We start from the raw sequence: 16,293 nt of genomic DNA on the forward strand, positions 1-16,293 counted from the left end.
CGATCGCCTCGACGGTGTGCCACCGCGGGGGCACGTGCCCGCGCAAGATCCGCCGGATGGTCTCGGTGCTCGCCGAGCCCTTGAGCTCGTCGTTGGCGCGGATCCACTCCTCGATCTCCCGCAGCGCCGGGCTCCCCGACGCCCGGTAGAGCAGGAACATCTCCTCCAGGAACTCCCGGCGCTTCGTGCCTGCGGGCACGACGTCGGGGCGCGGCATCCGGATGATCCTCGGCATGGCGGCGTCCTCGGGCAGTGGGGGCAGGCAGGCGCGCACGAAACCACCTGAAGGCCCGTGATAACACACGATGACAACGGAAGCCATGCGTCGGCGCCGATCCCCGCCGTGTTCCCGCAGATCAACAAGGATGCGCAACCGCTCTGACCAGCCCCAACACTGGATAGCGTCGCTCCCGGGCGGGGACGATGCCGGCCGTTTTCGGATGCCGGGTTGCCGAAGGGAAGAGCATGCGGTCACCGTTCGCCTGGACCAGCGCCGCCGCCGCGGCGTTCGCTCCCGCGTCCATGCCGTGGTATGTCTGGGCGCTGCTGGCGGCGGCTGCGATCGCCACGGCGGTCACCGGCAAGATCCTCGATTACCGGCTCCGGCGGCGCGCGATCGAGAAGGTGCCGGCCCAGCGGGTGGTGGACGTGCTCAATGCCGGCTCGATCCGGCGCGGTGGCCGCGCCGAGTGAGCTGCTGGTCGCGCGCCGGGCCCGCTCGGTTTCACCGTGGGATGCCATGTCGTGTCACCAGGGCCACGCCAGCACGGTGCCGCCGCGCCAGAGCAGCGCCGGATCGCACGGCGACCTCACGGCCGCCCGTAGGCTGGGCAGTATGCGCATGGATGAGGCGCGCGCCGCGATCGGTACCGCGATCGCCGCCACCATCGCGCGAGACTTCGTGCGGGCCCACCGCGAGCAGCAGCGCATCGGCTACGTGCCGGGGCCACCGACGATCCGCGCCGGTAACCACACGGCGGGACACGACGCCTCCCGGGTACCCACGGTGCCGCCAGCCCAACTACGCATCGACCGCGACAGCGACAGCCCCGGCGCCATCTTCACCTGGAAGGTAGAGTCCGGCGAACCGCCGCACGCTATCCTGCGCGTCCCCCACCACTGGCTGCGCGACGTGGTACGGCCCGGCCATGCGGTGCTCGACGGCCACCCGGTGGTCCAGATTCTCGACCGCGATCCGGACGGACGCCCGGCCCAGATCCTGGCCGTGGTGGTCGGAGGCGGGTTTGACCCCCAAATTCACGGCTGGCGGGCGCACGGCGACGCCGTCCCTCGAAGTGTGACCTGGGCGCCGGACGGGACACCACACGTAGGCTCGTGACCTGCCCGGCTCGCACCCACGCCGAGTTCGACCAGCCAGCAAGCAAGTTCATCGGCTGGTACGACGCCAACGAGGCCGGTCGCGGCGCACCCGTTCTCCCTGCTGCCGTTTACCCATCGCCGTCTCGATGGTGCGCTGGTCGGTACCCAGCCCTGAGCCGACACCGGGCCGCGCCGTAATACTGGGCACGTCACCGTGCGCGAGGGCTAGCCTGGCGGCCGTGTCTTCGCCAGCCACCGGCCTGGTGCCGGTCCACATTGGTCAACCCGAGCCAGCGTCCGAGCGTGAGCAGCTCCTGCTGGCGCAGCAACAGCATGCGCGCGAACGTGGATACCAGCAGCGGTCGCCCCGAGTGCCGGCCGGCCTGGACTGGGCGCGGCACGGCTTCCAGCCGCGGTGGCTCGGCATGGAGACCAGCGACTGCGCCGTTGCAATCGAGCCGGGACACTTCTCCGGCCGCGGCGACGACGAGCGGGACCGCTTCCTGGCCGCGTCGGCGCGGCGTGGTGAGCTCGCACTGGTGATCTCGGTGATCGGCGACGTTGACGACGATGGTCCGCGTCGTGTCTTGTCGCGCTTCGACGCCTCGGTACAGGTCGGCGACATCTTCACCAGCGTCGCGGGACGGCGGCTGCCGGCGGGCTCCCGACCGACGATCGCGCCCGACCTGGGCGCCGCCGACCGGGATCTGGCGATCCGCCTGCTCACCAGGCCGCCGGACGCGCCATGGTGGACGCTGGATCTCCACGGCGCCACCCTCTCTGGCTCGAACGGCCAGATACACCACCCGCCGGAGGGGCAGCTCGAGCCGATCCTCGTCGACGCGCTCGGCGACCCGGTCGTTGCCGCGTGGGTGCCACCGGCGGGCGACCAGCGCTGGTACGTCATCCCCGACGCCACCCCCTGGGACAACCTGCTCGGCTGGTTGATCCACAGCGCGTTGCCCGCCTACGCGCCAGCGGTGCTACGCCGGGCGCGCTCACCGCACTTCATCGATCCGGACCTGCAGACTGGCGACGAGCTGGCGGCCCGGCTGGCCCTTACCGAGCTGAAGGCGCGCTACGCCGAGGAGAAGACGCTCCTGGAACAGCAGCTGCGGGCCGCCGAGCAGCGCGCCGAGCCGGTGCGGTACGGCCTGCTCTACGGCTCCGGCGACGACCTGGTCGCCGCTGTCGCTGCGGTATGCACCGCCGCCGGGCTGCACACCGTGGCCTTGGACCAGGATCTCGGCGGTACGAAGTCGGCCGACCTGCTGGTCAGCGCTGGCGATGCCCCGCCGCGACAGCTGGTCGAGATCAAGGCCGTGGGCGGGGCGGCCCAGGAGTCCTTGGTCGGCCACCTGCAGCGCCACCTCGACACGTGGCCCCAGCTGCGCCCTGACTTGCCGGTGACCGGTGGGGTCCTGGTCGTCAATCACCAGCACAAGCTGCCCCCGGCGGAGCGACCGGCGCAGGTCTACACCCGCCCGGAGTTCGTCGCCTCGCTGCCGGTCACCGTACTGAGCTCGATGGAGCTGTTCGGGTGGTGGCGCGCCGGTGACTGGCCCGCCATCCGCTCCGCCATCCTCGGCGCCGAACCCACCGCTGCCCCTGTTCCGCCGCAGTCTCCCACCGCGTCACACCCAGGTCAGGCCCCGCCCGATCCGTCGCGGAGCTGGTGGCGACGTCGCCGGTCGGGCACCGCCACGGCGTAGCCGGCATCCGTGGTTCCGCGATCCGGAGTACGTCGTTGGCGAGAGCGCGGGACCGACGGGGCGGCCACGGCCCAGCTGCGGATCGGCCTTGCTATTGCTCGAAGATCCGCTCAACAACGGCTGTCTGTTCGGCCTTGCCAGCGCGGAGCTTCGCAGCCTGGTGTGCTTGCTAGATCAGCGACATCTGTTCGTGGTCGGGGAGGTCGAAGTGGACGACGCGGGCGGTGTCGACCTTGCCGGTGGCGGTGAGGAGTTGCGCTTCGCGGGCGTTGCGGACGAAGACGGGCACGGTCGGTGGAAGCCGGTGCAGGGAGGCTGGGCTGGGCCGGAGGATGCCGTAGAGCCGGCGGCGTAGGTAGACCGCGATGCCGTACGCGTAGTCTGCGGTGGCTCCGTCGGGGTCGAATTCGACTCGGGCCGCCTGCTTCGTCCACAGCGGGTCGGCCACAGCGTCGCGGAGCTGTTGGATCTGCGCGGGTGACAGCTCCTTCCACCACCGCTGCGAGGCCTGACGCTCGTGCTGTTCCTGGCGGAGCCGTTCGCGTTCGGCGGCTGCGGCCTGTTCCTGCCGCTGCCGATCTTCGGCTTCGCGTCGTTGCCGGGCCTGTTCGGCCTCGATCGCCCACTGCCGTTGTTGCTCCGCCCAGCGGGCGCGTTCGGCGGCCTCTCGGATCTTGCGTTGGTGTTCCTCCTCCTGGCGCTGGGCTTCGCGTTGGCGTGCTTCTTCCTCCTGGCGGCGTTGCTCAGCCTGCCGTTGCTGTTCTTCCTGCTGGCGCTTGCGGGCTTCTTGGCGTTGGCGCATGACGTCGTGTCGGGCTTCTTCGTCGACGCTGCGTTGCGTGGTCCAGATCAGCTGACGGCGGGCGTGGCTCTTGGTGGCGGGGAACCAGATCCGGCGATAGCGAGGCAGCACCTGATGGGGGCTCGTCTGCCCGTGCAGTACCCACCCGATGAACGTGGCCAGGTCCAGGTCGGTGGGGGTGATCCAGGTGCCGTGCTGGAAGTAAAACCCGGCCACACCGTCGACGACGGTCCACGGGCGGTCGCCGCGCGGGTCGCGTGCCCGGATGGATGGCACAGTGCCGATCCAGGGCACTCCGTCGGCGGGGCTGACCCAGCACACGTCGATGCCTTCGTCCTGGTAGCGCTCGGTGCGTTCCCGGATGTCGTCGTTGGTGATGGGCGACAGCTGGGCCTCCCAGGCGATGCGTCGAGTGCCGTCGTGGGAGGAGGCGAGCACGTCGGCGCGCCAGGTGCCGTCCGGGGCGCGGACCTCCAGTTCGGCGTGCCAGTCCGCGGCACGGACCGCAGTGGCCAGTTCGAGTTTGAGCAGGTGGTGTTCCAGAGACTCGTTGAGCCAGGCGCAGTCGGCCGGGCGGCCCGGGTCGTGGGCGAAGTAGTGCAGCTTGCGGGTGGAGATCTTGGCGTGGACGCCGTAGCCGCAGTCGGGGCAGCGTAGGGCGATGCGGGGCCGAACCTTGTGCACCGCGGCCCAGCTCAGCCCGCACCCGAGGTCTTGCAGGGTCGCGTCGATGCGGCCGGCCTCGGGGTGGATCGCCGCGAACGCCATGCGCGCAGTGTCGCACCCTTGCGACGTCTGGTCATCGACCCGATGCGATGATGCCGGCATTCTTGAGTGCTCAGACCGGACGACGATATGCGTCCCTGGCGGGCAGCGCCGCGGCGCAGCGGACGAGTTCGGCCCGGTCGCCGAGCGTCCCGCGCCGGGTCAGCAGCGCTGCCAGCCGCCTGCCCAGACCGAGAAGACGGCCCGAGCCCGGACACGCGTCAGAGCACAGGCTCGCAGTTACGCGGGCATGGCCCGAATACCCGGCAACTTCGGCCGGACAGGTGCAGGGCCTGCTCGCCCAGGCAGGCGTCGCCCGCAGTGCACTCCACGGCACCGTCGTCATGTTCGATCTGCTCGCCGGTGCAGGTGTGCTCGGCCAGCGCGGCCCCGTCGGAGTGCGTGAGGCATCGAGGGCAGGCGTGCAGCGTGCGGACCTCGGGGTGCCGAAGGCAGGGCTCCACCACGTCGTCGCTGTGGTAGATGGCCATTCCACCGGGACAGTTCTCGCCGTGGCACTCAAAGGCACCGTCGGCGTGGATCAGGAGCGGCCCGGGACACGCCGGCTCGGCCGGGAACTCGCCCATGGCAGCCGCGATCATCTGCACAGTGGTCAGTTCCGCATCGGTGACCGAGTCAGGGATGGGAATGGAGACCGTAGCGTCGTGTCCAGCGTGACCGCGCATCCGGGCGCGCTGACGGTTCTTGTCTGGTCGACGGCGGCCGCCTCGACCCCGCGATATTGGCATGGGCCGAAACGTACCTTCGCTCGCCGGCATGCGTCCCGCCCGGGTGCTGATAGACGGTTCAGGTCGGCTTAAGTTCGGCGCTGCTGCCCAGCCGACACGCTGCGGCGAGGGTCAGCATCGGCCGGGAGTAGCCGCGGTATGGGCGGGCACCGACCGACGCGCCAGGCTCGGTGGCGTCGGCCAGGACGCCGTTAGCGATCCCGGTCAAAATCATGTACCGCGTGACCAGCCACGGTCGGGTACCGGTCGAGTCCATGTCGGCCTCGATCCGCAGCACGATGGCCAGCAGCTCAGCGCTGAGGACGTCGAGCAACGCGTCCAGCTGAGGATCGCGGGTGGCGTCCTCGATGATCGGACCGGCGTACTCGGCCCGCAGGTCGGTCAGGGTGAGCCCACGGTCGCCGCGGGCCGCGTGCATCCGGTCGATATGCCGCCGGCTGATCGGTAGCCGGCGCAGCACGGCGCGGTCCAGCCACGGCAGCAGCCAGACCCGCTGACCGTCCGCCTCGCGGTGGCTCTCCCACCGCCCGAATAGCACCATCCCCACGAGCGCGAACAGCGCCGCCGCCTCCCACTGCCCGAGCATCAGATAACCGCCCACCTGCACCGGAGCGGCGACTGACCCACACAGCAGCAGCCGTTTGGGCCACCTCGCCGCCACCGTCGACCGCAACGCCGACGACCACACCAGCCCGACCAGGCCCAACAGCATCACGACGGCACCAGCGAGCAGCACCTCGTGAAGGTAACCGGAGACTCACCCAGCGCACATGATCCGGCGGGCTCGATCAGCGGGGCTGGTTGGCTGATGTCGGCCACGACATCAGCCGGGGCGTTTGAGCCAGCCCGACGCATGGTCACAGCCACGTGACAGCACGTACCGTTGACGGCCATGGATGATCAGCAATATCGGAGCTCGTCCGGAATTCGCCGGGCGCTGCTCACCGCGGCGATCGCTTGCGCGGTCCTCGCGGCGGCCGCGTTGATGGTGTCCTGGACGACCACGGGTAGCGCCCGACTGGCGGGCGGGATCGGGTCGGCGGTATTCGGTGCGGTCGCGGTCTTCCTCGCCGGACTGTGGTACCTGCGCAACCGGGCTGCTGCCCTGCGGCGCTGACCTGCGCAGGTTGGGGCCGTGAGGACGGCACCAACCTGCGCGGCCGGTTCGGTCTCAGGCCGGCTCGGGCCGGTCCGGGAGGTCGAGCCGGGCGATCACGGTGTCCAGGACCGCGGCCGCGTGGCCGGTGCCGGGGAGCTGGGCGCGCAGCTGACGCAGCCGGACCAGGGCGTGGTTGGTGTCGTGATGGCGCAGGGTGATGCCCTCGCCGAGGTCGGTGAGCAGGTTGCCAAGGGCGTGGCCGTCCACGGCCAGGACGTCCGTGCACGGCCTACGGCCGACACCCCCCCCCGCAAGCCATGAGGGCCGGCCCAGTGGGCCGGCCCTCGCGATGGTCTCCGAAGTGATGGCGGCGAGCCAGAGCCAGAGCACTGCCGGGACCCGGGCCCGGGAGCCGTCGCACTGGGATGGTCGAAACCAGGGCCGCGTGCTGAACCGGCTGTGCGTCCGGACCGCCCTACCGGGGCCGGAGCCCCATTCGGGTACGCCTCCAGAGTATCACAGATACTACATGCTCAGCCCTCGATGAAGGGACGTCAGCAGTTCCCACGGGTGCCGGCCCTTGTGTAGATCCCGCGCCGCCCGCTCGCCGGCTGCGGCGTAGCACCCCCACCTGCTCCTCGTAGCAAGGACGCATGCCCGACGCTCCGAACGCTCGGGGACGCCAGCACTGCAGCCCCGCAGCGCTCCATGCCGAGCCGCCCCCTACACCGGCCTCGCCGCTCGCCAATGGGTGCAGCCGGGGCGCCGGAAACTGGCCTGGATATGCCGGCAGGGCTTCTTCGGCCGGTACTGGCCGGGCGTGCGCCCGATCACGAAGTCCCAGAACGCCCGGGCGTCGGACATCTGCCGGGTGGTGGTCCAGGTGAAGCCGGGGGCGGCCCGGAACGAGCGATCGAGCATCCAGGTGGCGTACCCGCGCCGCTTCCACTCCTCCGCCGTGCGGATCTTGATGATGGCGCCGAGCTGGCACAGGTCGCAGATCCGGTACGCCAGGTGTCCGACCTCGTCGTGCCCCGGATCCCACCGGGCCCGCGGCCTGCGGGTCAGCAGCGTGATCTCCCGGGAACCCACCGGGCTGCGCGCGACGGTGTAGCGGGCGAAGACGTCGCCGTCCACGTGGTCGTCGTTGAGCTGCCATCGTGCGGCCAGGTACCGCAGCTGGTGCCGCAACGCGGCGGTCAGCGGAACGAGATCGCTTTCCACGCGTCCCACCGTACGGCGGGACGCGACGAGCCGGCCGTCCTGACATCCGGATCGAGCGACGCTGTACTGGGCACGGTCCTGATCACGGCCTCGGGGATGCTGCGCCGCTCGTGGTGGAGCGCCGCGCCAACCAGCCGTCCACCCACCTCGGCACCCACTTTGGCGACCCACCTGGTCCTGCGACAACAGTCCTGCGCACGACGCGGGGTCGTGCCGCCGGAAGGAAGTGATCGCATGAGGCGAACCGGGTGGCAGCAGCGGTGGTGGCGGCCCTGCGTGGTGCTGGCGGCCGCGGCTGCGGGGCTCGCCGCCGCACACAGCACCGCCTGGGCCGTCGGGCTGGCCACGGCAGCGGCCATCTTCAGCGCGCTGCCCCGGCCGCCGGCCGCCCGTCGGCGGCCCGCGCGGCGGGCTCCACGACGGGGCGCCGGCCGGGACGGCACGGTCAGCTCACGGCCCGGCGCCTCGGCGGGTTCCGCGCCCGCTCGGCGTTGACGGCACCGGCCAGACATCCACGCCTGTCATAGGGCTGGCGTTCCCTTGAGAGCACAGCGGCCGGGCGAGACCCCCGGCGAGCGAACGAAACGGAGGCACGCGCGGTGAGCGCAGAGTTGGTGACGACGGCCTCGGCGGCCGGGGACGACGTGTTGTCGCGGACGGCCCGATGGGTGATCACAAAGGTATGGTTCGGCTGCGTGCTGTCTGCTGGATACGCGTTGGGGCACCACTTCGGCTGGCCCGAGGCGCTGCTCACGAGTGCGGCAACTGTCGGGGCGCTCCTGCTCGGGGTGGCCGCCCTCGTCCTGCCGCAGTGGACCACCGAGCACGAGCGGTACGGCGTCGGTATCCCGGTCGTCGACATCGCGATGCGGGTGGTCGTCTGGCTGGGTCTGGCCACCTGTGTGGTGTCGCTGTTGATCGCCGTCCCGGCCGCCGGAGCGGCCGGCGGGGCACTGTGGCTCAGCACGGCGGTTCGCACCTTCGGGCCGGGCCTGCGGGCTCGGGTGGAGCAGCGGCGAAGCCGGTAGCTCCCGGTGCGGCACCGAGCGGCCGCCGGCAGGCTTCCCCACTGTATAATTGGTGATACCTGCACGGGCGGCGGGCTGCTGCAGTACCTGGCGAGGACCCATGCCGGTGCTGATCGCGGGCCCGCCCCGATAACCACCGACATCGTGACGAGGGGTTGGCCCGCGCGGGCCAACCCCTCGTCGTTTCCGCCCGGGGATACTGAACGTGTCGCCGGCGACTGGAGGAGCAGCATGTCCGACCGAAGCCCGGTCGAAGGTCTTCCCACCTGGTCCGATGCAGAGGAGTCACGCTTCGACCGTGCGCAGCAGACACTGCGGGCGCTGGTCGGTGCGTACGCCGAGCGGATCAGCGCGGCCGACGAGACGGCCGCCGAGCAGCTGCGCGCCGAGCAGGTCCGTTACGGTCGTGAGCTCGCAACCCTGGACCCGGCCGATCCCGAACGGCTGAGCACGATCATCAACGACTACCCCGCGCTGGTGGAGCGGGTCCGCGCGGGCGCGTAGCGCCGGCCTTCACGACCGCGTCCGGCCAGGGCGCGGAGGCAAGGCGCCGCCGCCCGGCGGGGAGCTCGGCGGCGGCGTCCGCGCGGTGAGGCCGTGCGGGGGCCGGGGGAACGCCAGCCGCGCCGGCGAGGTAGAGGCCGGCGGACCCAACCGGTGTGGTGCGGCGTCGGCGACGGCGGCGTCGAGGTCTGGCTGCAGCCAGGCTGGCAGGACAGCGCGCAGCGCGGCCACCCGCTCGTCGAAGGCGGCGATCTCGGCGGCCGTCCAGGTCCGGTTGCGCTCGGCGGTCAGCGCGGCCCGGGCCGCCGGCGGCGATCGCCACCGGCCGCCCTCGTCGAGGCTATTGGTGTACAGCGGCTGGCCGCCGCCGCGGCGCATGACGTGGACCCGGTGGGCGCGCTGGTCGTCCTCGACCCGCTCGGCGGTCGCCGGCAGGCCGTCGTAGGCGGCCTCCTGGAAAGCGCGAGGCGTGTACCGGCCGTATCCCAGGCGGGGGTCGGCACGGTCGGCGGCGTACCGCTGCAGCACGCCCAGAGTGCTGGTGGCCAGATCGACCGCGAGGAAGACCACCTCGACATCGCGGCCAGCCGCACGGTGATGCTCGATCTGTGCGGCGGTGTCGCCCGGGCCGCGCAGGGTGGTGCTGACAATCAGGTTGATGCCGTGCTCGATCGCGTACGCGATCGCCCAGCGGCTCCACGTCTGGACGTCGGTGTGTGTCGCCTCGGCGGCGGTGCGATCGTCGCTGCGGGCCAGCCGGGCGTAGTCGGGGTGGAAGGCACGCAATTGGTCGACGTCCACGATGACCGCGTCGAGGTTGCGGGCGAGCTCCGCCTCGAGCCGGCTCTTGCCGGCGCCGGGCTGCCCGCCGACCAGGACGGTGACGGGCGGCCGGGCGCCGGTGTCCTGCTCAGCTGGGTGCTGGGCGTCGCCGAACAACGACGGCAGGATCGCCCGGTCGAAGATGACCCGGCGGGCCGCTTCGGGTAGGTGCGCTTGGTTCACGGCATCCTCCAGCTCGCCCTCTGTCCGAGCCGGGAGGGCGGGTCCGTGGGTGCCGGGTGGGTGGGCCGCGGGTGATGACCACGGCGAGGCGGGCGCCGACGCTGAGCGTCACTCGGACAAGGCGCGAACGCTCCGCTGGCGCTGACCAGCGGAGCGACCGCGCTCTATGCCGAAGAAGCTCCCAGAGCGATCAACCAAGCGACGGACCCTGCGAGCACGGCCACGAGGGCGTCACCGAGGAAAAGGGACCGCAGGTCATGCAGTCCCGAGCGAGACCAGGGCCGCTCCCCACGCCCGTGCGGCACCACGCTGACGGCCGCCAATGCGATCGCGGCGGCCCAGGTGTGCCTGCTGCGGCGACGGCGCAGTGCTTCGCTGTGCGACCGGTCCTCCACGGCTTGAAGTCTACAGGGGGGCCCGGCCCGGGCCCCCCTGTGTCGATCAGCCGGCAACGCCGGGTCGGGCAGGTGTTCGATCACTGAGTGGTCTTCACCGGGTCGTCCCGCGGGACAGGACGCTGGCGTATGCCAGTTGCTGCCAGAGCAGTACGCCGGCGGCGATGAGCAGCACCCCGGCGCCGATCAGGCCGAGGACCGGCGGGTGCGCGAGGAGCACGTAGGCGCCCAGCGACACCACCGCGGGGAAGACGAAGGTCGCCACGTCGACGATGAGCTGGATGCCCTTGCGCTGCCGGCGGCGTCCGTCGTTGCGGTGGCTGGTCTCCCAGCCGAGGACCGGCCGCCCGGTGATGGCGGCCACCTTGGCCGCCAGTTCGTCGCGCAGGTACCGCGCGGCGGCGCTGACCTTCTGGTCGTTGACCAGGTGCGTCCAGCCCAGGATCAGCGTGACGGCGGGCAGCAGGAGCAGCGCGGCCGGCGTCTTCGCGCCGGCAACCAGGGTGGCGGCGATGGCGGTGAGGGTGCCGTAGACGAGATGGTCGCGCCGGTCGATGCGGGCCTTCTGCTCGTCCTTGAGCTTGTCGTATTCGGCCATCAGGACGGTCAGCTGGAGGCCGACCTGGCCGTCGGTGGTCGTCAACGCGGGAGTCCTTTCCGGGTGTCGATGGTCGGGCCGCCGCTGCCGTGCAGGGCGACGAGTTCAGGTCACGGGGCCGGCCGCCGACCGGATGACCGGCGGGGGCCTCGGACGTCAGCGTGGGCGCCGGGTATGACCGGCGGGCGTGGCCGAGCGCCAGTCAGCCGCGACGATTTGCCGACGTGCCGCCGCAGAGGACGATCACGGCGATGGCGGTGAGCACGGCGATCATCGGCAGATGGGGAGCGACGGCGCGCAGCGCGACCCCCAGCAGGTACAGCACCACCCCGACGCCGACGCCGACACAGGCCAGGGCGAGCGCGACGCGGCCGAGCCGGCGGCGGCGGTTCGTGCGGCTGGTAGACGGAGTCCCGGTCTTCATCGAACCTCCTTGATGTTGCGGATACTCATGGGTATCAGAAGTTCATGACCGAGGGCGTCGGCTCGGTTGCGGTGTGGCCGGGCTGGAAGGCGTCATGGGTGCAGGCCAACCGTTGGACCGGCAGATGTCCCGGGAACTGTCGGCGGATGTGGCCTACCCGGCCACCGCGGGTGATCTGCCTGATCAGCTGGGTTCGGTGTCGCGGCGGACGTCCATGGTGGCGATCGGACGCCCGCAGGGCAGGCACTGCAGCTCGTAGTGGCTGGTCGGATCAGTGAAGCCAACCAGGACGCGCTGGTGCCCGCCATGCCCTCGCCGGTCGGCGAGGCGGTCAAGCGCGGACCAGAACCGGTCGCCGGCGAACAGGTCTTGGGGGACGAGCAGACGGTCCGGGTCGTCGGGTCCGGTGGCCATGTGCTGAGTCTGCCCGCTGATCGCGGAGAACGGCGGACAACCCACCCGAGCCAGCCCGGGCGGCCGAGGCCGGCCGGGCCCGGGCCGGGGTGTCCTGCGTGACCTGGAGGCGGCCCGCCAGCGGGAGCGCTCGCCCGCACGCCTACGGATGTGCGGAGCTACGCAGGTGCGGAGGTGTCGTTCGCCGGCGGCCGCTGCCACTGCCGCTCGGTGCGCAGGGCGGCGCTGATGGAGGAGCGAATCTCGCGGAAGCCTTCGGACAGCTCGTGCCGTCCACTGGCCAGCCGCAGCAGACCCCGGCTAAGTTCGCCGCGGGTCAGCTCGCCGGCGATCCAGCCGCGGACGAGCTCGGCGACCCGATCGGTCTCGTGCCAGACATCGGCGTCGCCGCGGCCGAGGTCGTAGCCGCGGCGGACGATCGGGATCGCGGCGAGTTGCTGCATGAGGTCGAGCAGTGGCGGCCGGCGCCGGACGGTCCGGGGCGTCGAGCCGGGTGATCGCGGTGTCCAGGACCCCGGCCGCGTGGCTGCCGTCGGGGAGCTGCGCGAGCAGTTCCCGGAGCCGGGCCAGGGCCTGGTTGGTGTCGTGGTGACCCCGGCCGATGCCCTCGCCGAGGTCGGTGAGCAGATTGCCCAGGGCGTGGCCGTCGACGGCCAGGTGCCCGTCGTCGCCGAGGTCCTGCCAGGCCACGCCGATGGCGCCGTCGAGATGCATGAGGCCCTGGTCTGCGCCGTTGTTGGGTGGCCGGATCGGCTCGTCGCTGCGGCCCGGCGAGGGCCGCGCGCCGGTCATGTCGCCGCTCCGGCTGCGGCTGGGGGGCTCGGCTGGCCCTCGTCTTCCTCGGGCAGTGGCGGCAGGACCTCGACGTCGAGCACCCGCGTCGTGTAGGGCTGGCCGCCGGCGCTGCGGCTGGGGATCTCTTGGACCTGGTCGGCGACGACGCGCATGCGCAGTTCGCGGTCCAGCAGGAGTTCGGCCTCGCGGGTGTGGTGACGGGTGGTGACCCAGCTGGACAGCTGGATGGCGCCGACGCCGGGGGGTACGTGCAGGCGCATGATCACGTCGTCGGCGAACATGAGGGCCACGTTAGGGTCTGCGCTGGTGGATTGGTAGCGCGGTTCGGTCCACTCCACGCCGGTCATGTCGGCGCCGTCGCGCCACAGCGGCCCGAGTGCCTTGGGCGTGTCGTTCCAGCCGCGCCACACCTGCACGGGCACGTGCAGCGGGGACGCCTCCATGGCCGTGTCGATGAGCGCGACGTGCATGTTCACGTCCTCGTAGGTGGGCTCGGCGCCGGGCGCCTCGCGCATCAAGCGGCTGGTCTCGGCGTCATCGGCGCCACGCAGATACCTGTTGACCCAGCGGAACGTGGAGCAGCGGTAGAACCGCAGCGCCCGCTCGACCGCCTCGGTAGTGCGCTCACCCCAGCCGGGATCGTCGTCCAGCACCAGTTTGGAGGTCGTGTCGTACTGCTCGTCCGCAGGCTTGTCGGGCAGCCGGCTCGACGCGGCGAACAGCACCTCCTGGCCGGCGCGTTCGCGCGGGTCGTCCGGGTCGGCGGCCGCGGCCCGGTCGGCGGCGATGCGCTGGCCGAGCGCGTCGTGCCACTGCTGCAGCTGCTCGCGGTCCAGCTCGAGCACCACCGTCTCGTCGCCGCGGCCGGCTTCGACGCGGCGACGGCCGTCCGGCAGCTGCTCGGTCCACTCCACGCGGGCCCGGTGGTCGGTGCTCGGGTAGAACACGTCGGCGCCCTCGGCGGATTCGTCGTCCCCGGCGCCGGTGTCGGCGCGGGCCAGGGTGCTGGCCAGCGCTGCGTGCAGTTCCAGCAGGTCGCCGGGGGTCATGTCGATGCCGACGGCGGCGTTCTCGCCGCTGCTGAGCTCGACATGGCGGGTGCCGTCGTCGTTGCGGGGGCTCCAGTCCACGTAGGGTCCGGACTCAGCGCCGTCCGGGCCCGGCCAGTAGCAGCCGGCCTCGGCGCGCTGCTGCTCCAGGTCGCTCACCGGCGTCTCGACGTTGACCGCGTCAGTGCCGTCGTCGCCGGCCGAGACCGCGGCCGGCTGTCCCGGCGCGGCCCCGCCGCCGGCCGCCGCACTCGGTGCCTCGGCGGGTGCCTGGTCGTCCGTAATGAACCCCTTTGAACCGGCGCCGGGATTGGCGGCGTACGCCTCCCTGACCTGTTCGTGTCCGGTCAGCGCCTGATCAGCACGCGCCCACGCGGTAGCCGCCGCATCGCTGGCCTGCTGCGCCGCCTCCGCCGCGTGGACTACCGCCCCGTCGACGCCCTGATGCCGCAGGGATGCCACGAACTGCCCGGTGTGATCGGACTGCCCCGCGTATGCCGCGCTCATCCCGGCCGCGAACTGCCGCGCCGCGCCCAGGCCGGCGACCTCGCCGCCACCACCCGGTCTCTGCACCCGCCCTCTCCTTTCGCCTCGCGCTGACCGGGCCAGTAAAGCCCCGGCCCACGTCAGCACTCCGCGTGGTGGCTCAGCTGCCCGCCATCTTGCGGGCAAGGGCCGCGGCCTTGCGCAGGCCGGCTGCGGTGGGAGCGAACGGCTCCCCATCGGCGCCAGGGGTCCATTCCTCGTCGGCGTCCGCCGGCCGCCGGGCCACGTTGTAGCTCACGCCGCCGCACTCGTCCTTCTGGACCGCCTCGATGACGAGGGCCCCACCGTTACGGGCCGGGATCTCCGCTGTCGCGGACACGAAGCCGCCCAGCTCGTCCATCCTCGCGTTGACCGCGTTCAGGTCGGCGGTGATCCGTTCCAGCTCGGCGGCCTCACCGGGCTCGAGCGGTCGGGCGGTGGCGTCGATCGACGCCCGTTCCTCGCGGGCCTCGGCCGTGTCGAACTTCGCCGAGTGGTGCGTGCGCTGCCTCGACACGTAGCTGCCGCGCAGCTTGTAGGTCTGGCGGTCGGTGGTGCCCCGCGCGCCGCCAGGTGCGGCGTCCAGTTCGTCCAGGCGGGCCTGTTCGTCCGGGGTGCGGACCCTCCGGTTGCGGTTGTAGTACGCGCTGCGGTGGGGCTTCGGAATGCGCTCCAGCGCCTCCATCTCCCGGAACTCCTCCAGCGTCAGCCCGCACACGATCGCGGCCTGCTCCGCCAACAGCGGCGGCAGCGTCGGATGCAGGCAGTCGCTGCCGTCGCCGAACTTCAGCTCGTCGTGCCGCGCCGCCTGCGTCTCGCTGCGCTGGCGCCAGGGGATGCGGCTGAGGTCGCGCAGTTCCTCGAACTCCGCCACGGTCAGGCCGCACACGGCGGCCGCCTCGGCGTCCTTGCCCGGCTCCCAGGCGTCCGTGCCAGCTGCGTCGACCTGCCGTTGCAGCTCGTCGTAGCGGCTCCGATCCTCAGAGGGCAGCCGGTCGACGGCGGCTTCCATGTCGCGGCGGCGATGGCGTTGGAACTCTTCGTCGTGCAGGACCTTCGCGTCGGCGTCCATCTTGCGCTGGCCCTGCTCCTCGCTGCCGAACCTCTTCGCCTCCAGCGCGGCCCGGTCCGCGTGCAGCCGGTCCGAATCCTTGACAAGCCCCTGGTACTCCTTGTCGACCGCGGCGGCGCGGGCGACGACGTCGGCGGCCAGCTCAGGCAGGCGGGCCGCGTCGGCGGCGTCCAAGACCACGGTGTTCGCCGAGCCGGTGTCGACGTGGTACTCCTCGCCGTCATCCTCCTCGTCGACCTCGACGTCGTGCTCCGGAGCGTGGGCGCCGCGCCAGTTCTTCCGGTCCTCATCGAAGATCGGCACGCCGATGTGGACCTGCCGCCCGTCCGGGGTGTCCACGGCGGCGGCGAGCATCATCATCCCCTCGTCGTCCTTCGCCGAGCCGCTCCCGGCGAACTGTTCACCGGGGTCGAGCTGGAAGCGTCCGGCCAGGCGCAGCGGGTCGGGCAGCGGCGGCTGGGCCGGTTCTGTCGGCTGCTGGGCGCTGGCCGTCGGCGTTCCGGCGGTTGCCTGCTCGTCCATGACGAACTCCTTGGATCCGGCGCCGGGGTTGGCGGCGTACGCCTCGCCCACCTGCCCGTGCGTGGTCAGCACCTGATCCGCGCGGGCCCACGCCGCAGCCGCGGCATCGCTGGCCTGCTGTGCCGCCTCGGCCGCATCCACCACAGCCCCGTCGACGCCCTGCTCCCGCAGCGTCGCCACGAACTGCCCGGTGTGCTCGGACTGCCCCGTATACGCCGCGCTCATCCCGGCCGCGAACTGCCGCGCCGTACCCAGTCCGGCGACCTCGCCGGGGGGTTGGGGTTGCATGTG

The 16,293-nt window shown here is 71.9% G+C and carries 20 protein-coding genes; 7 read left to right on the forward strand and 13 right to left on the reverse strand.

The window, feature by feature from the left end; all coding sequences use genetic code 11:
* On the reverse strand, window positions 1-235 hold a 235-nt coding region (locus tag IEZ31_RS12470), incomplete at its 3' end, for a hypothetical protein (protein ID WP_190249969.1).
* A gap of 230 nt (window positions 236-465) precedes the next feature.
* On the opposite strand from IEZ31_RS12470, the gene IEZ31_RS12475 reads away from it, so the two are divergent.
* The 3 genes from IEZ31_RS12475 (at window position 466) to IEZ31_RS12485 (ending at window position 3,032) form a co-directional block, all read left to right on the forward strand.
* The gene (locus tag IEZ31_RS12475; RefSeq protein ID WP_190249970.1) at window positions 466-693 is read left to right on the forward strand and encodes a hypothetical protein; all 228 of its coding nucleotides are present in this window, start codon (window positions 466-468) and stop codon (window positions 691-693) included.
* On the forward strand, window positions 677-1,339 hold the full coding sequence (locus IEZ31_RS12480) for a hypothetical protein (protein WP_190249971.1): 663 nt from the start codon (window positions 677-679) through the stop codon (window positions 1,337-1,339). The genes IEZ31_RS12475 and IEZ31_RS12480 overlap by 17 nt, the downstream gene beginning before the upstream one ends.
* Window positions 1,340-1,559: 220 nt before the next feature.
* A complete protein-coding gene (locus tag IEZ31_RS12485; RefSeq protein WP_190249972.1) occupies window positions 1,560-3,032 on the forward strand; it encodes a hypothetical protein in 1,473 nt (490 codons plus the stop codon).
* Window positions 3,033-3,201: 169 nt separating this feature from the next.
* Here IEZ31_RS12485 and IEZ31_RS12490 read toward each other — a convergent pair whose 3' ends face one another.
* The 3 genes from IEZ31_RS12490 to IEZ31_RS12500 form a co-directional block, all read right to left on the reverse strand.
* Window positions 3,202-4,602 (reverse strand): competence protein CoiA family protein, encoded by a 1,401-nt coding sequence (locus tag IEZ31_RS12490; RefSeq protein ID WP_190249973.1) that lies wholly within the window; start codon window positions 4,600-4,602, stop codon window positions 3,202-3,204.
* 218 nt (window positions 4,603-4,820) lie between these two features.
* Complete coding sequence (locus IEZ31_RS12495; protein ID WP_190249974.1) at window positions 4,821-5,348, reverse strand: hypothetical protein; 528 nt, start codon at window positions 5,346-5,348, stop codon at window positions 4,821-4,823.
* Between the two features lie 58 nt (window positions 5,349-5,406).
* Window positions 5,407-6,084 carry a hypothetical protein gene (locus IEZ31_RS12500; protein WP_190249975.1) on the reverse strand — a complete coding sequence of 226 codons (678 nt, stop codon included), beginning with the start codon at window positions 6,082-6,084 and terminating at the stop codon, window positions 5,407-5,409.
* A 156-nt stretch (window positions 6,085-6,240) separates the two neighbouring features.
* Here IEZ31_RS12500 and IEZ31_RS12505 point away from each other — a divergent pair, with 156 nt between their 5' ends.
* Window positions 6,241-6,465 carry a hypothetical protein gene (locus tag IEZ31_RS12505; protein WP_190249976.1) on the forward strand — a complete coding sequence of 75 codons (225 nt, stop codon included), beginning with the start codon at window positions 6,241-6,243 and terminating at the stop codon, window positions 6,463-6,465.
* Window positions 6,466-6,519: 54 nt separating this feature from the next.
* Here the strand turns inward: IEZ31_RS12505 and IEZ31_RS12510 are convergent, their stop codons facing one another.
* Both IEZ31_RS12510 and IEZ31_RS12515 read right to left on the reverse strand, forming a co-directional pair.
* Window positions 6,520-6,714 carry a hypothetical protein gene (locus IEZ31_RS12510; RefSeq protein WP_190249977.1) on the reverse strand — a complete coding sequence of 65 codons (195 nt, stop codon included), beginning with the start codon at window positions 6,712-6,714 and terminating at the stop codon, window positions 6,520-6,522.
* A 456-nt stretch (window positions 6,715-7,170) separates the two neighbouring features.
* A complete protein-coding gene (locus IEZ31_RS12515; RefSeq protein WP_190249978.1) occupies window positions 7,171-7,671 on the reverse strand; it encodes a hypothetical protein in 501 nt (166 codons plus the stop codon).
* A gap of 234 nt (window positions 7,672-7,905) precedes the next feature.
* On the opposite strand from IEZ31_RS12515, the gene IEZ31_RS12520 reads away from it, so the two are divergent.
* From IEZ31_RS12520 to IEZ31_RS12530, 3 genes are all read left to right on the forward strand, one after another.
* Window positions 7,906-8,166: a hypothetical protein gene (locus IEZ31_RS12520; protein ID WP_190249979.1), complete on the forward strand. Its 261-nt coding sequence runs from the start codon at window positions 7,906-7,908 to the stop codon at window positions 8,164-8,166.
* Between the two features lie 104 nt (window positions 8,167-8,270).
* Window positions 8,271-8,699 carry a hypothetical protein gene (locus IEZ31_RS12525; RefSeq protein WP_190249980.1) on the forward strand — a complete coding sequence of 143 codons (429 nt, stop codon included), beginning with the start codon at window positions 8,271-8,273 and terminating at the stop codon, window positions 8,697-8,699.
* A 231-nt stretch (window positions 8,700-8,930) separates the two neighbouring features.
* Window positions 8,931-9,203, forward strand: coding sequence for a hypothetical protein (locus IEZ31_RS12530; protein WP_190249981.1), 273 nt, complete (start codon window positions 8,931-8,933; stop codon window positions 9,201-9,203).
* A gap of 9 nt (window positions 9,204-9,212) precedes the next feature.
* Here the strand turns inward: IEZ31_RS12530 and IEZ31_RS12535 are convergent, their stop codons facing one another.
* From IEZ31_RS12535 to IEZ31_RS12565, 7 genes are all read right to left on the reverse strand, one after another.
* Window positions 9,213-10,208 (reverse strand): zeta toxin family protein, encoded by a 996-nt coding sequence (locus IEZ31_RS12535; protein WP_190249982.1) that lies wholly within the window; start codon window positions 10,206-10,208, stop codon window positions 9,213-9,215.
* A gap of 489 nt (window positions 10,209-10,697) precedes the next feature.
* Complete coding sequence (locus IEZ31_RS12540; protein ID WP_190249983.1) at window positions 10,698-11,246, reverse strand: hypothetical protein; 549 nt, start codon at window positions 11,244-11,246, stop codon at window positions 10,698-10,700.
* Between the two features lie 157 nt (window positions 11,247-11,403).
* A complete protein-coding gene (locus IEZ31_RS12545) occupies window positions 11,404-11,625 on the reverse strand; it encodes a hypothetical protein (protein ID WP_190249984.1) in 222 nt (73 codons plus the stop codon).
* Between the two features lie 183 nt (window positions 11,626-11,808).
* Window positions 11,809-12,039, reverse strand: a complete 231-nt coding sequence (locus tag IEZ31_RS12550; RefSeq protein WP_190249985.1) for a hypothetical protein — start codon at window positions 12,037-12,039, stop codon at window positions 11,809-11,811.
* Window positions 12,040-12,197: 158 nt separating this feature from the next.
* Window positions 12,198-12,482, reverse strand: a complete 285-nt coding sequence (locus IEZ31_RS12555) for a hypothetical protein (protein WP_190249986.1) — start codon at window positions 12,480-12,482, stop codon at window positions 12,198-12,200.
* A 345-nt stretch (window positions 12,483-12,827) separates the two neighbouring features.
* The gene (locus IEZ31_RS12560; protein ID WP_190249987.1) at window positions 12,828-14,456 is read right to left on the reverse strand and encodes an ADP-ribosyltransferase; all 1,629 of its coding nucleotides are present in this window, start codon (window positions 14,454-14,456) and stop codon (window positions 12,828-12,830) included.
* Between the two features lie 73 nt (window positions 14,457-14,529).
* Entirely contained in the window at window positions 14,530-16,290 is a 1,761-nt protein-coding gene (locus IEZ31_RS12565; RefSeq protein WP_190249988.1) for a hypothetical protein, read from the reverse strand.
* Window positions 16,291-16,293 lie beyond the last annotated feature (3 nt).

This window comes from Dactylosporangium sucinum (assembly GCF_014647515.1).
Taxonomy (GTDB): domain Bacteria; phylum Actinomycetota; class Actinomycetes; order Mycobacteriales; family Micromonosporaceae; genus Dactylosporangium; species Dactylosporangium sucinum.

Coding starts and splice junctions, on each gene's coding strand:
- IEZ31_RS12475 (WP_190249970.1), top strand. CDS start 466: ATGCGGTCACCGTTCGCCTGGACCAGCGCCGCCGCCGCGGCGTTCGCT.
- IEZ31_RS12490 (WP_190249973.1), bottom strand. CDS start 4,602: ATGGCGTTCGCGGCGATCCACCCCGAGGCCGGCCGCATCGACGCGACC.
- IEZ31_RS12495 (WP_190249974.1), bottom strand. CDS start 5,348: ATGCCAATATCGCGGGGTCGAGGCGGCCGCCGTCGACCAGACAAGAAC.
- IEZ31_RS12505 (WP_190249976.1), top strand. CDS start 6,241: ATGGATGATCAGCAATATCGGAGCTCGTCCGGAATTCGCCGGGCGCTG.
- IEZ31_RS12520 (WP_190249979.1), top strand. CDS start 7,906: ATGAGGCGAACCGGGTGGCAGCAGCGGTGGTGGCGGCCCTGCGTGGTG.
- IEZ31_RS12530 (WP_190249981.1), top strand. CDS start 8,931: ATGTCCGACCGAAGCCCGGTCGAAGGTCTTCCCACCTGGTCCGATGCA.
- IEZ31_RS12545 (WP_190249984.1), bottom strand. CDS start 11,625: ATGAAGACCGGGACTCCGTCTACCAGCCGCACGAACCGCCGCCGCCGG.
- IEZ31_RS12550 (WP_190249985.1), bottom strand. CDS start 12,039: ATGGCCACCGGACCCGACGACCCGGACCGTCTGCTCGTCCCCCAAGAC.
- IEZ31_RS12555 (WP_190249986.1), bottom strand. CDS start 12,482: ATGCAGCAACTCGCCGCGATCCCGATCGTCCGCCGCGGCTACGACCTC.
- IEZ31_RS12565 (WP_190249988.1), bottom strand. CDS start 16,290: ATGCAACCCCAACCCCCCGGCGAGGTCGCCGGACTGGGTACGGCGCGG.